Raw genomic sequence first — 12,830 nt, 5'->3', positions numbered from 1 at the left:
CCGAAGAAATGAACTCATGAAGAGCTCGTGAGTTCAAAACGAGATTGGAAATCCGAAGAAATGAACTCATGAAGGCCTCATGAGTTCAAAACAAGGTAGGAAATCCGAAGAAATGAACTCATGAAGATCTCATGAGGCCAAAAGCCTATGAGCCCCATATCCGTTTATACCATGGGTCATCCTTGCCTTCTGCAGGCTTAGGCTGCTTGCCATTTTTCTGCTTTTTGCCCTCATGCTCGGCAATATGATCCGTACAATACTCTGTAGGCTCGGTGCCGGCTGCAAAATAAGTCTTTCTTTTTACCGGACAATCCTTCGTCGCGAGCAAACCGTTTTCAGGGTCTACACTTACACCAACGACGCCTTTAGGTGCCTTAAATTTCTTAACAGGCTTATCCGCTAATGCTTCTTCCATAAAATTAATCCAAATATTCTTCGCATAAGACTTCTCAACGGTCAGCTCGAGCGGCTTCCCTTTATCATAGCCAGTCCAGACTGCGGAAACGAGCTGTGGCGAGTAGCCAACCATCCAGCTATCAGATTCTGTTGTGCCTGATTTCCCGGCATATTGGCGCGTCATTTTGTTAGAAATGGTGCTGCCAGTCACACCTGTATAGCCGTTGAGTTTTTTATCAAACATTCCGGTCATCATATGGGTCATTACATAGGCAAGTTCAGGTTTAATTGCCTGATTGCTCGGCTTTTCCTTGCTGAAAAGAATATGTCCATCTCGGTCGACGACTTTTTCAATCAAAACTGGCTCCACTTGTTTGCCGCCATTGGCAAAAATGCTGTAGGCGTTGGCCATTTCAATCATTCGCACTCCGGAAGTTCCGAGTGCCGCAGATGGCACCCTTTCAATTGGCGAGTGAATTCCAAAGCGCTTTGCCGTTTCCGAAAGCGCGTCCTCACCTAAAAATAAATGAGTCTTCACAGCAAAGACATTATCAGAAACAGCAAGTGCCTGAGCCATCGTTATTTCTTTTTCCGCATAAAGATTATTGAAGTTATGCGGTGTATACTCAGGTTGATTATTTTCAAATCGGAACGTTGTCAGCTCGCTTTTCATCGTTGTCGATGGGGTAAAACCATGCTCGAGCGCTGCATAATAAACGAGTGGTTTTATCGTTGATCCTGGCTGCCGGACCGCTTGAACAGCCCGATTAAATGGACTTTCTTGATAATTACGGCCACCGACCATCGCTTTCACATGGCCATTCTTTGGATTCATTGCCACAAGTCCCGCTTGAATTTCTGACTCATCAGAAATCAGCTTTTCGATTGTTTTTTCGGCGATCTCCTGCTGCTTCAAGTTCAAGGTAGTATAAATTTTTAACCCGCCGAGTTCGATCGTACCTTCATCCACGTTCAATACTGATTTTAATTGTTGACGAACCGCGTCTTGAAAATACGGGGCAATTCCGGTTTTCGTATGCTGATGTTTGCCGACAAGCTTAATGGGCGCAGCCGCCGCAGCTTCAGCTTTCTTTTTATCAATGAGCTGATGGTTGACCATCGAGTTTAGGATGAGTTGTTGCCGCTTTTTTGCATTTTCCATTGAGACGAGCGGTGAGTAGACGCCTGGACCTTTAGGTACGCCAGCTAATAATGAAGCCTCAGCGAGCGTTAAATCTGAAGCATTTTTTCCAAAATAATACTGACTTGCTGCTTGAACACCGTAGGCGCCGTTGCCGAAATAAATCGTGTTCAAATAGCCCTCTAAAATTTCATCCTTAGAATAGTTCATTTCTAAACGAATGGTGTAAAACGCTTCGTTTAGCTTTCGTTTCCACGTCTTACCATGATCTAAATATAAGTTCCGAGAGTATTGCTGCGAAATCGTGCTGGCCCCTTGGACCATCGCCATTGCCTTGATGTCCGCGAGCACAGCTCCACCAATTCGTTTAATATCAAAGCCATGATGATTGTAAAAATTTTTATCTTCAATAGAAATAATTGCGTCAACAAACGCTGGTGAAATTTCTTCCAATGGCAGCCAATAACGCTTTTGCCCGGAATTGCTTTCGCCGATGATTGAGCCATCGTCGGCATAGTACAGCGTCGATTGCGGGACAACTAGAGGCGGTGCTCCAAGGATTTTGGCATAACTTAATACGCCAATGAACAACAGCATCATTAATGTGAAGCCAATTAAGCTGATAATGAATAACGCCCGTAAATATTTAATCGTCCTACGGAAGCCATGGTCTGTCATTAATTCCATTTGAAGTCACCTCACTTTTTAATTCTTCTTCGTCGTTAAAAATCAACCTAGTAAGAGAATGATAGCAATATTAGTAGTATGAAATAATTGGTAGTATTTTAAACATAAAATGGTAAACATTAATTTGCTAGTTGAACGGATTTTTGTGTCACTTTTCGACAAAATCCCTAACTTTTTACTATGCAATTTCGTTTGTTTCTACTATACTTTTCTAAGGTTTGAAAATTTGAGTTTGGGTACAATAACATAAAATGGGAATAACGAGGTGAGTTTTATGGGGCTTTGGTTTACCGAGAAGCAAACAGAAAACTTTGGAATTACCATGAAAGTGGAACGTACCTTACATACAGAACAAACTGATTTTCAAAAGCTCGAAATGGTTGAAACAGCAGAGTGGGGCAATATGCTTTTGCTCGATGGAATGGTGATGACATCTGTTCGCGATGAGTTTGTTTATCACGAAATGGTGGCACATGTTCCGTTGTTTACCCATCCCAATCCTGAAAATGTGTTAGTCGTTGGCGGTGGCGATGGTGGGGTGATTCGCGAAGTATTGAAGCATCCAAGTGTCAAAAAGGCAACGCTAGTCGATATTGATGGAAAGGTTATCGAATATTCGAAGAAGTTCTTGCCTGAAATTGCTGGAATGCTAGATGACCCGCGCGTTAATGTTCAGGTCGATGATGGCTTTATGCATATTGCTAATAGTGATAATGAATATGACGTCATCATGGTGGATTCGACTGAGCCAGTGGGGCCGGCTGTGAACTTGTTTACGAAAGGTTTCTATGCCGGGATTGCCAAGGCTTTGAAGGATGACGGGCTATTTGTCGCGCAATCTGACAATCCATGGTTCAAGGCGGATTTAATCCGCGATGTTCAAAGGGATGTCCGTGAGATATTCCCGATTACACGTCTATACATAGCAAATATTCCAACCTACCCAAGCGGCATGTGGGCCTTTACGGTTGGTTCAAAGAAGTACGATCCGCTCGAAGTCAGCGTTGATCGCTTCCACGAAATACAAACAAAATACTATACAAAAGAACTTCACAAAGCAGCCTTCGTCCTGCCCAAATTCGTGAACGATTTAACACAGTAAAGCAGTGGGGGACAGTCCCCCGATGCGGTGCTGCGGTGAAGTGCTGGGGGACTGTCCCCAAAGAGAGAAGGAGGATTCATTTTTATGCGTTTTGATGAAGCTTATCAAGGGAATGTTTTTATTAAGAGTCATCCTAATTATGAGGAGAGCCAAGCGGTCCTTTATGGAATGCCAATGGATTGGACGGTAAGCTACCGCCCGGGCTCACGTTTCGGCCCAACAAGAATTCGCGAGGTTTCACCAGGTCTTGAAGAATACAGCGCCTATTTAGACCGCGAACTTGAAGAAGTAAAATATTTTGATGCTGGTGATATTCCACTTCCGTTTGGAAACCCGCAAAGAAGCATTGATTTAATTGAAGAGTTTGTAGACAAAATTCTTGCTGATGGCAAGTTTCCATTAGGAATGGGTGGGGAACATCTAGTAACATGGCCAGTTATTAAAGCGATGTACAAGAAATACCCAGACCTAGCCATCATTCATATGGACGCACATACAGATTTGCGTGAAAGCTACGAGGGCGAGCCGCTATCACACTCGACACCAATTCGTAAGGCTGCCGAGCTCATCGGACCTAAAAACGTTTACTCATTCGGTATCCGTTCCGGAATGAAGGAAGAGTTCGAGTGGGCGAAAGAAGTCGGTATGCATATTTCTAAATTTGATGTGCACCAACCTTTGAAGGAAATTCTTCCTGAGCTATCAGGCCGTCCGGTTTACGTAACAATCGATATCGATGTTCTTGACCCAGCTCACGCACCTGGAACAGGCACTGTTGATGCAGGCGGTATCACTTCACGCGAGCTGCTCGCTTCAATCCATGAAATTGCTAAATCTGATGTTAACGTTGTCGGCGGCGATTTAGTTGAAGTTGCGCCAATCTATGATCCATCTGAACAAACAGCAAACACAGCAAGCAAGCTTATCCGTGAAATGATTTTAGGCTGGATAAAATAGCAACCTAGTTCTAACGGAGACTGAACATACAGTCTCCGTTTTTTGATGAGTTTAGCAAGTATTCGAGCGGAAATGGCAAGTAAATCTGGATTTTGGCAAGTATTCGAGCGGAAATGGCAAGTAAATCTGGATTTTGGCAAGTAAATCAAAATTCCGGCAAGTAAGCAGGTTAATCTGGCAAGTAAACATCATTTCGACCGAATTCAAATTACTATTTTTAAAAATCAACCCTAATCTTGCGCTTTCCAATCAGTAAACTTATACTAAAAAGGTTATAATAGATGAACAACAAAGGAAGTGCTGCCGTTGCCTGAAGAACACCGAGCATCACAGACTCAAATACCTGTGAAACTATACATAAAAACAGTCATATACCATCCAGAATCCACAGAACCAGAAAAATATGAACTCATCGTATTTGGTCAATATCAGCGCACTGCGACCGCGTCCTATCTACGCTATCAAGAGGTTTTAGAGGCAGGAACTGTCAATACCACGGTAAAAATCGCGCACAACGACAGGGAAATGATGATTTTACGAAACGGTGCTATTAAAATGCGCATGGTTTTCCGACCCAATACACCAGTATCAGGCACTTACCATGCCCCGCATGGATACATGGAAATCGTCACCGAAGCAAAATCCTTCGCACATGAACACAACAACAATACAAACGAAGGAACCATCAAACTTAAATACGACTTATCGATGCAAGAAACACTTGCCGGTACATACAATCTCGAAATCAAATACAAGGAGGAACGAAAATGAATATTGCAGAACAAGTTCAAACGAAGCTTAAAGAAGCAATAAAGCAAGCCGTCATTGGGGCGAACCTTGCTACTGAAGAAAATATTCCAGATGTCATTTTAGAAACACCTAGAGACAAATCTCATGGTGACTACTCAACGAATATGGCGATGCAATTAGCTCGCCTCGCGAAAAAGCCGCCGCGCGCGATTGCTGAGGAGCTTATCCAAAGCTTCGATTTATCGAAGGCTTCTATCGAAAAAATGGAAATTGCTGGACCTGGCTTTATTAATTTTTACATGAATAATAGCTACTTAACCGAGCTCATTCCAACTATTTTACAGGCAGGACCGAAATACGGTGCAACGACCGTCGGCAACCACCAAAAAGTCCAGGTTGAGTTCGTGTCTGCCAACCCTACTGGCGACCTACATCTTGGTCATGCTCGTGGTGCTGCAGTCGGCGACTCACTTTGCAATATTTTAAGCCTAGCTGGCTATGATGTATCCCGTGAATACTACATCAATGACGCTGGTAACCAAATCAATAATCTTGCCCTTTCTGTTGACGCGCGCTATTTCCAAGCATTAGGCATCGACAAGCCAATGCCGGAGGATGGCTACCACGGCGCTGACATTATTGGAATCGGGAAGCGCCTTGCTGAGGAATTTGGTGACAAGTTCGTCGCATTAAGTGATCAAGAACGTTTCGACACATTCCGCGAATATGGCTTAAAGTACGAAATGGAAAAATTAAAACAGGATCTTGAAAACTTCCGAGTTCGTTTTGATGTTTGGTATTCAGAAACATCGCTTTACAACAACGGAAAAATCGATACTGCGTTAAAAACGTTAAGAGATAACGGCCACATCTATGAAGAGGACGGCGCAACTTGGCTCCGTACAACGCCAATGGGTGATGATAAAGACCGCGTGCTTATTAAGCAAGATGGCTCTTATACTTACTTAACACCTGATATCGCCTACCATAAGGACAAGCTTGAGCGCGGCTTTGAAAAATTAATCAATATTTGGGGTGCTGACCACCACGGTTACATTCCGCGTATGAAAGCAGCGATTGAAGCGCTTGGCTATGACCGCGAGGCTTTAGAGGTAGAAATTATCCAGCTCGTTCACCTGTATAAAAACGGTGAAAAAATGAAAATGAGTAAGCGTACCGGTAAAGCGGTAACGATGCGTGAGTTGGTAGAAGAGGTTGGCTTAGATGCAGTTCGTTACTTCTTCGCAATGCGTTCAGCCGATACTCATTTAGATTTCGATTTGGATTTAGCGGTATCGCAATCCAATGAAAACCCTGTTTACTATGCGCAATATGCCCATGCTCGAATTTCGAGCATCCTTCGTCAAGGCGAGGAGCAGGGCTTAAGTTCTAGTGACGCACCGGATTACTCTTTAATCGGTGCAGAGAAGGAAATCGAGCTCTTGAAAAAGCTTGGTGAATTCCCACAGGCGGTAGCTGAGGCTGCACAAAAACGCATGCCGCACCGCATCACGAACTATATTTATGACCTAGCATCTGCGTTCCATAGCTTCTACAATGCTGAAAAGGTGCTTGATCCAGAAAATAAACAAAAAACTGAGGCTCGTCTTGCTTTAGTAAAATCAGTCCAAATTACACTTCGCAACGCGTTAGCGCTAATCGGCGTATCCGCACCAGAAAAAATGTAAAAGGTATTAAAACAAAGCTACTCAAGTTGGAAAAACTTGGGTAGTTTTTTTATGTTGGTTTTAGTGTGGTAATCGCCCCATCTAGCCCGTGAAAAGCCGACTTAGAGTAATGAATAGAGTCTAATCGCCCCATCTAGCCCGAGAAAAGCCGACTTAGAGTAATGAATAGAGTCTAATCGCACCACCTAGCCCGTGAAAAACGAGAATAGAGTAATGAATAGGGTGTAATCGCACCATCTAGCCCGAGAAAAGCCGACTTAGGGTAATGAATAGAGTCTAATCGCACCATCTAGCCCGTGAAAATTGAGAATAGAGTAATGAATAGAGTGTAATCGCACCATCTAGCGCGTGAAAATCGAGAATAGAGTAATGAATAGGGATTAATCGCACCATCTAGCCCGTGAAAATTGAGAATAGAGTAATGAATAGAATCTAATCGCCCCATCTAGCACAGAAAAATCCCAAATAGGGTAATGAATCACTAACTACCTCTCCAAAATAGCAATTTTTTCATTCATGTACAAACACTAGCGGGGAATGCTAACTTTATGGTAGGATAATATAGTGAACAGACGTCTGACATCTACTGAAGGAGGGTTACCTTGAACATCGTTTTATTATCTTTATTTACTGGGTTTCTTGTTGGCTTTATTTTTGCCCTATTCAAGCTACCGATTCCAGCGCCACCTGCATTGGAGGGGGTCATTGGTATCGTCGGTATTTACTTAGGCTTCCAGCTTTTTGCAAAAATCTCTCCTTGGCTTACGAATTTAATAAAATAAATATATCAATAAAATAAAACTCGCCTATGACAGCATCATCAGGCGAGTTTTTTGCTGTGAAAACTGGATTTGTTTGAAGCAAAGGCCTACATAAACCGTGCAAGCGGCCGTGCGATAACTTCCTTGACCTTTGTCATCATGCTTACATTCGTTAAATCTGCTAGCTGCAGTTGTTTCGAATCACGTAAATCCAAATCGATAACATTCTTTATTTTTGCAATGGAAGGTTTATCAGTAATAAAGCAATTGATTTCATAGTTTAAAAACAAGCTGCGTTGGTCGAAATTTGTCGTGCCAATATCACAAATCAAGTCATCAAAAACCAGTGCTTTAGCATGATAAAATCCATTCATAAACTGATACACCTCAACGCCAGCAGCAAGTAGTGGACGTAAAAATCGATAAGAAGCTTCTTGCACAAGCATGTGGTCGGCGGCATGAGGTACTAAAATGGTAATTTTCACACCGCGCCGGGCGGCATCTAATAGGTCGTCAAGCAGCAGTTTGCTGGGAATAAAATAAGGTGTCCCGATAAAAATCGACTCTTGTGCAGCTCGAATTCGATTGGAAAATAACCCCTCCATCATTGCACCCTCAGAGGCGACTGCTTGAATCTTGGTTACGGCATTCTTATCAGCTAATTCAGGCTCGTTCATACTCTCAGCAGGCGCTTCAAAGAGTTTCGACATTTCGACATCCTGGAAGGCGGGCTTCGACATTACAGCCTGGCCAGACTGAGGGAAATAGCGGGAAAGCATCGGTACAGTTGCTTTCGTAGCCTTGCCCCAATCAAGCAAAAACTGAGTTTGCAGGTCGCAAACGATATCTCCGGATAATTTCATGTGGTAATCACGCCACGGTGATAATTTGGGATCCTTATCGATATATTCCTTACCGACATTGAAGCCGCCGAGGTAACCAAGCTTTCCATCTATGACGGCAATTTTGCGGTGATTGCGGACATTAGCCTTATAAAATAAAAATGGAAACTTCGGTACATGACTGAAGGCAAAGTGCACATTGGCTGCCTCCAGCTCGGCGATAATTTGTTTGGAAAGTCGAAAGCTTCCAACCCAGTCAAGGAGGAGGCGCACCTCAAGACCTTCGCGCGCTTTGACCTCCAAAAGTGAATAGAACTCTTTGCTGAAGGCATCATTCCTCCCAATATAAAATAAAATATGAATATGATTTTTAGCATTTTTTATCTCTTGAAACATATCCTTAAACAAATCTGGTCCTTCGTTAAATAAATAAAGCTGGCAGGAGCGAACTGGATATTCCTTCCGTTCACTACTCGCTAAATGACTTTTTCGGCCGAATTTATAATCAATATAAAGCAAAATGAAAAGAACGAATAAAAGTGCAAGCCCCATCAAGACATATTTCAAATCCATTCTCTCCTCAACTCATTTCCTCATAGTTTTTCCGAAAACATTTCAGCTATGAAGATTTTTTTAAAAATATTTCCTTTTAATTGAAAAATAAATGTTGACTGAACGCTCATTCACAATATAATAGAATTAAGAATAAATTCAGAATATTCAAAAATAATGTAATATTCTGTCGAAAAATGCGATAATGGAGATTTTCAGAAAGGGGAGTAATTGTTGATGAACGGACTGCTGTGGGTAAACTTAATAGCCTTTTTGGCTGTAACAGCATACGCGGTGAGCTTGTTTGTTTACGTTGTAAAAACAAGAATCACCTACATCAAGCTCGGAAAACAAGAAGAGTTTGATAACAATGTGAAAGCAAGACTCGACAAAATTTGGGTAAACGTTTTTGGACAAACGAAATTGATGAAGGACAAGAAAAGTGGAATCATGCATATCATGTTCTTTTATGGATTCTTACTTGTCCAGCTAGGAGCCATTGATTTTATTATTAAGGGGATTGTACCAGGTGCACACCTTCCACTAGGACCTTTGTATCCTGCCTTTAACTTTTTCCAGGAAATTGTCACTTTAGTTATTTTAGTAGCAGTTGTTTGGGCTTTTTATCGCCGTTATATTGAAAAGCTTGTACGCCTTAAGCGCGGTTTCAAAAATGGACTTGTATTAATTTTTATCGGTGGATTAATGTTATCTGTTTTACTTGGAAATGGAATGGGCATGATCTGGCATGGCCATGAGGCATCTTGGTCAGAACCAATTGCATCATCGATTGCAGGCGTTTTCTCCGGAATCGGTGAAACAGCTGCGATTGTTGTTTTCTATATTTCATGGTGGATTCATTTACTATTTTTACTAACATTCCTTGTTTACGTACCACAAGGTAAACATATGCACTTAATTGCAGGACCTGCCAATGTTTATTTGAATCGTCTCGATAAACCGGGAAAATTGAAATCAATTAACTTTGAAGATGAGTCACAGGAATCTTTCGGGGTAGGAAAAATCGAAGACTTTACTCAGCTTCAACTAGTTGACTTATATGCTTGCGTTGAATGTGGACGCTGTACCAATATGTGTCCGGCTACCGGCACAGGTAAAATGTTGTCGCCAATGGATTTAATGCTTAAATTGCGTGATCACTTAACGAATCATGGTGCTGCGGTAACCTCTAAACAACCGTGGGTACCAACATTCGCTTTCTCTAATACAAAGGGGAACCAATTAGCGTTAGCTGCTGGTGGTCAAGGTGCTGAAGAAGCAGCTGCATCACTTGCTTATTCACCAAGCTTAATTGGCGAGGTTATTACAGAAGAAGAAATCTGGGCTTGTACAACCTGTCGTAACTGTGAAGACCAATGTCCAGTTATGAACGAGCATGTTGAAAAAATCATTGACCTTCGTCGTTACTTAACGCTGACAGAAGGTAAATTAGACGCTGATGCTCAGCGCGCCATGACGAATATCGAACGCCAAGGAAACCCTTGGGGCTTAAACCGTAAGGAGCGCGAAAACTGGCGCGATGTTCGCGAGGATGTTGAAGTTAAAACGGTTAAAGAAATGAAAAAAGCTGGCGAAGAGTTCGAATACTTATTCTGGGTTGGCGCAATGGGCTCTTACGATAACCGCAGCCAAAAAATCGCTCTATCTTTCGCGAAGCTATTAAATGAAGCTGGCGTTAAATTTGCCATCTTAGGAAGCAAGGAAAAGAACTCTGGCGATACACCACGTCGTCTAGGAAACGAGTTCTTATTCCAAGAATTGGCTCAAGCTAATATCGATGAATTCCAAAAGAATGATGTGAAGAAAATTGTTACGATTGACCCACATGCCTTTAATATTTTCAAAAATGAGTATCCTGACTTTGGCCTAGAAGCAGAAGTGTACCATCACACTGAAGTTCTTGCTGAACTTGTTAAAGAAGGCAGATTGGTGCCTAAATTTGAAGTCAACGAGAAGATTACCTTCCATGATTCATGTTATTTAGGCCGATACAACGAAGTGTACGATCCGCCACGTGAAATTCTGAAAGCTATCCCAGGCGTGACACTTGTCGAAATGGAGCGTAACCGTGAAACCGGTATGTGCTGTGGCGCAGGCGGCGGCTTAATGTGGATGGAAGAGGAAACTGGTCACCGTATCAATGTGGCTAGAACGGAGCAAGCATTAGCTGTGAATCCTTCTGTCATCAGTGCTGGATGCCCTTATTGCTTAACGATGATCACAGACGGAACGAAGGCAAAAGAAGTGGAAGAAACTGTGAAAACTTACGATGTTGCTGAACTACTTGAAAAAGCAGTATGCGGCGACGAGAAAGAACTTGTCCATTAAACCACTTTTTTGACGAAACAAGTTTTCGACAGAATGTTTGAAAGTATAACAAGATTTGTAGGAACTAAACAAAAGGAAGGCCTATAATATCATGATTTGATAAAACTGCCTTCCTTTGTTTACAACCGAAACTGTAAAATATTGTCGAACACTTAATATTTAGAAATTTCAGTAAAGTGATATAATTTGGCTTGTTCCCGAAATAAGATAATGGTAAGTGGATCTCAAGAAGAGTTGCTCCTTTCACATTGAACTAGGTTTACAACGCAGACTGAAACAACTAGAATCAAATATTTTTTTTGTAAAGTAGCCGAGCGAGCGTTCAGTCGCTTTAACGGATTAACGTAATATTCGTGCAAGAGAAATAGATAAATTTGAGAAATAAGGAGTGAGTGGGAATATGACAAGAACAGTTATCGTTGGAGGAAAAAGAACGCCTTTTGGTAAATTCGGCGGAGGCTTAAGCGGGCTTAAAGCAGTAGAGCTTGGCGGAATTGCCGTAAAAGCTGCGTTAGAGGATGCCGGTGTAAGCCCTGAGAAAGTCGATGAATTGATCCTAGGAACAGTTCTTCAAGGGGGCCAGGGACAAATTCCTTCGCGCCAAGCAGCAAAATTAGCTGGTCTACCTTGGAACGTTCAGACAGAAACAATCAACAAGGTTTGTGCTTCAGGAATGCGCGCTGTCACTTTGGCTGATCAAATTATCCGCCTTGGTGATGCTGAAGTAATCGTTGCTGGCGGAATGGAATCAATGAGTAATGCGCCATATTTTATGCCTAACGCACGCTGGGGTCTCAGAATGAACGACAGCCAAGTCAAGGATTTAATGGTACACGACGGCTTAACTTGTAGCTTTACTGGTGTACATATGGGCTCATACGGAAACGGTACGGCAATCGATTACGACCTAAGTCGTGAAGAGCAAGATGCTTGGGCATACCGCAGCCATGTGCGAGCACTTGAAGCAATTGATTCAGGCCGATTTGCAGAGGAAATTGTTACAGTTGAAGTTCCTCAGAAGAAAGGTGAGCCAGTTCTAGTTGAACATGATGAATGTCCTCGCCGTGATACTTCATTAGAAAAATTAGCGAAGCTAGGTCCAGCCTTTAATAACACAGGTACAATCACAGCAGGTAACGCACCAGGCGTAAATGACGGTGCATGTGCCATCGTATTAATGAGTGAAGAACGTGCTAACCAAGAAGGAATCGCTCCAGAAGCTTACATCCTTGGTCATGTCGCACTAGCCCTAGAGCCACAAGAGTTTCCAATTAGCCCAGGGATCGCAATCAATGAGCTACTCGAGAAAACAGGTAAGAGTATCGAAGAAATTGACCTAATCGAAATTAATGAAGCTTTCGCAGCAGTATGCTTAGCAAGTAACAAAATCGCTAAGCTTGACCCAGAAAAGGTCAATGTTAACGGAAGTGCTGTTGCTTTAGGACATCCAATTGGTGCAAGCGGTGCCAGAATCATCTTAACCCTTGTTCACGAACTAAAACGTCGTGGCGGCGGCCTAGGAATCGCCTCTATTTGTAGCGGCGGCGGCCAAGGCGATGCAGTATTAATAGAAGTTCCTAAACAATAAGACAATATTTGCTTAGG

Annotated in this window: 9 protein-coding genes; 7 read left to right on the top strand and 2 right to left on the bottom strand. The window is 42.5% G+C overall.

The features are described from left to right. Positions 1–145 precede the first annotated feature (145 nt). Positions 146–2,224, bottom strand: coding sequence for a transglycosylase domain-containing protein (locus tag FXW34_RS16050; protein ID WP_147535023.1), 2,079 nt, complete (start codon positions 2,222–2,224; stop codon positions 146–148). Positions 2,225–2,498: 274 nt separating this feature from the next. Between FXW34_RS16050 and speE the strand changes: the two genes are divergently transcribed. The 5 genes from speE to FXW34_RS16025 all read left to right on the top strand — a co-directional run bounded on the left by speE (position 2,499) and on the right by FXW34_RS16025 (position 7,503). Further along, positions 2,499–3,326 carry a spermidine synthase gene (gene speE, locus FXW34_RS16045; RefSeq protein WP_147535022.1) on the top strand — a complete coding sequence of 276 codons (828 nt, stop codon included), beginning with the start codon at positions 2,499–2,501 and terminating at the stop codon, positions 3,324–3,326. An 84-nt stretch (positions 3,327–3,410) separates the two neighbouring features. Further along, positions 3,411–4,283, top strand: coding sequence for an agmatinase (speB, locus tag FXW34_RS16040; RefSeq protein WP_147535021.1), 873 nt, complete (start codon positions 3,411–3,413; stop codon positions 4,281–4,283). Positions 4,284–4,589: 306 nt separating this feature from the next. After that, positions 4,590–5,054 (top strand): YwiB family protein, encoded by a 465-nt coding sequence (locus tag FXW34_RS16035; protein WP_187118987.1) that lies wholly within the window; start codon positions 4,590–4,592, stop codon positions 5,052–5,054. Then, the gene (argS, locus tag FXW34_RS16030; protein WP_147535019.1) at positions 5,051–6,721 is read left to right on the top strand and encodes an arginine--tRNA ligase; all 1,671 of its coding nucleotides are present in this window, start codon (positions 5,051–5,053) and stop codon (positions 6,719–6,721) included. Before FXW34_RS16035 ends, argS begins: the two co-directional genes overlap by 4 nt. Positions 6,722–7,323: 602 nt before the next feature. Beyond that, positions 7,324–7,503, top strand: a complete 180-nt coding sequence (locus tag FXW34_RS16025; protein ID WP_147535018.1) for a XapX domain-containing protein — start codon at positions 7,324–7,326, stop codon at positions 7,501–7,503. Between the two features lie 86 nt (positions 7,504–7,589). Here the strand turns inward: FXW34_RS16025 and FXW34_RS16020 are convergent, their stop codons facing one another. Beyond that, positions 7,590–8,897 (bottom strand): phospholipase D-like domain-containing protein, encoded by a 1,308-nt coding sequence (locus tag FXW34_RS16020; RefSeq protein ID WP_147535017.1) that lies wholly within the window; start codon positions 8,895–8,897, stop codon positions 7,590–7,592. A gap of 216 nt (positions 8,898–9,113) precedes the next feature. Between FXW34_RS16020 and FXW34_RS16015 the strand changes: the two genes are divergently transcribed. Beyond that, positions 9,114–11,225, top strand: a complete 2,112-nt coding sequence (locus FXW34_RS16015; RefSeq protein ID WP_147535016.1) for a heterodisulfide reductase-related iron-sulfur binding cluster — start codon at positions 9,114–9,116, stop codon at positions 11,223–11,225. A gap of 400 nt (positions 11,226–11,625) precedes the next feature. Then, complete coding sequence (locus FXW34_RS16010) at positions 11,626–12,813, top strand: acetyl-CoA C-acetyltransferase (protein WP_147535015.1); 1,188 nt, start codon at positions 11,626–11,628, stop codon at positions 12,811–12,813. Positions 12,814–12,830 lie beyond the last annotated feature (17 nt).

Origin of the sequence: Bacillus marasmi (genome assembly GCF_902168435.1) — a bacterium.
GTDB classification, from domain to species: domain Bacteria; phylum Bacillota; class Bacilli; order Bacillales; family Cytobacillaceae; genus Bacillus_BU; species Bacillus_BU marasmi.
Note: the sequence above shows the minus strand (reverse complement) of the source record. Positions and strands in the feature narration are given on the sequence as shown.

What these genes read in the sequence shown, in the direction of transcription:
- FXW34_RS16050 (WP_147535023.1), bottom strand. Translation starts at nt 2,224, where the DNA reads ATGGAATTAATGACAGACCATGGCTTCCGTAGGACGATTAAATATTTA.
- speE (WP_147535022.1), top strand. Translation starts at nt 2,499, where the DNA reads ATGGGGCTTTGGTTTACCGAGAAGCAAACAGAAAACTTTGGAATTACC.
- speB (WP_147535021.1), top strand. Translation starts at nt 3,411, where the DNA reads ATGCGTTTTGATGAAGCTTATCAAGGGAATGTTTTTATTAAGAGTCAT.
- argS (WP_147535019.1), top strand. Translation starts at nt 5,051, where the DNA reads ATGAATATTGCAGAACAAGTTCAAACGAAGCTTAAAGAAGCAATAAAG.
- FXW34_RS16020 (WP_147535017.1), bottom strand. Translation starts at nt 8,897, where the DNA reads ATGGATTTGAAATATGTCTTGATGGGGCTTGCACTTTTATTCGTTCTT.
- FXW34_RS16015 (WP_147535016.1), top strand. Translation starts at nt 9,114, where the DNA reads ATGAACGGACTGCTGTGGGTAAACTTAATAGCCTTTTTGGCTGTAACA.
- FXW34_RS16010 (WP_147535015.1), top strand. Translation starts at nt 11,626, where the DNA reads ATGACAAGAACAGTTATCGTTGGAGGAAAAAGAACGCCTTTTGGTAAA.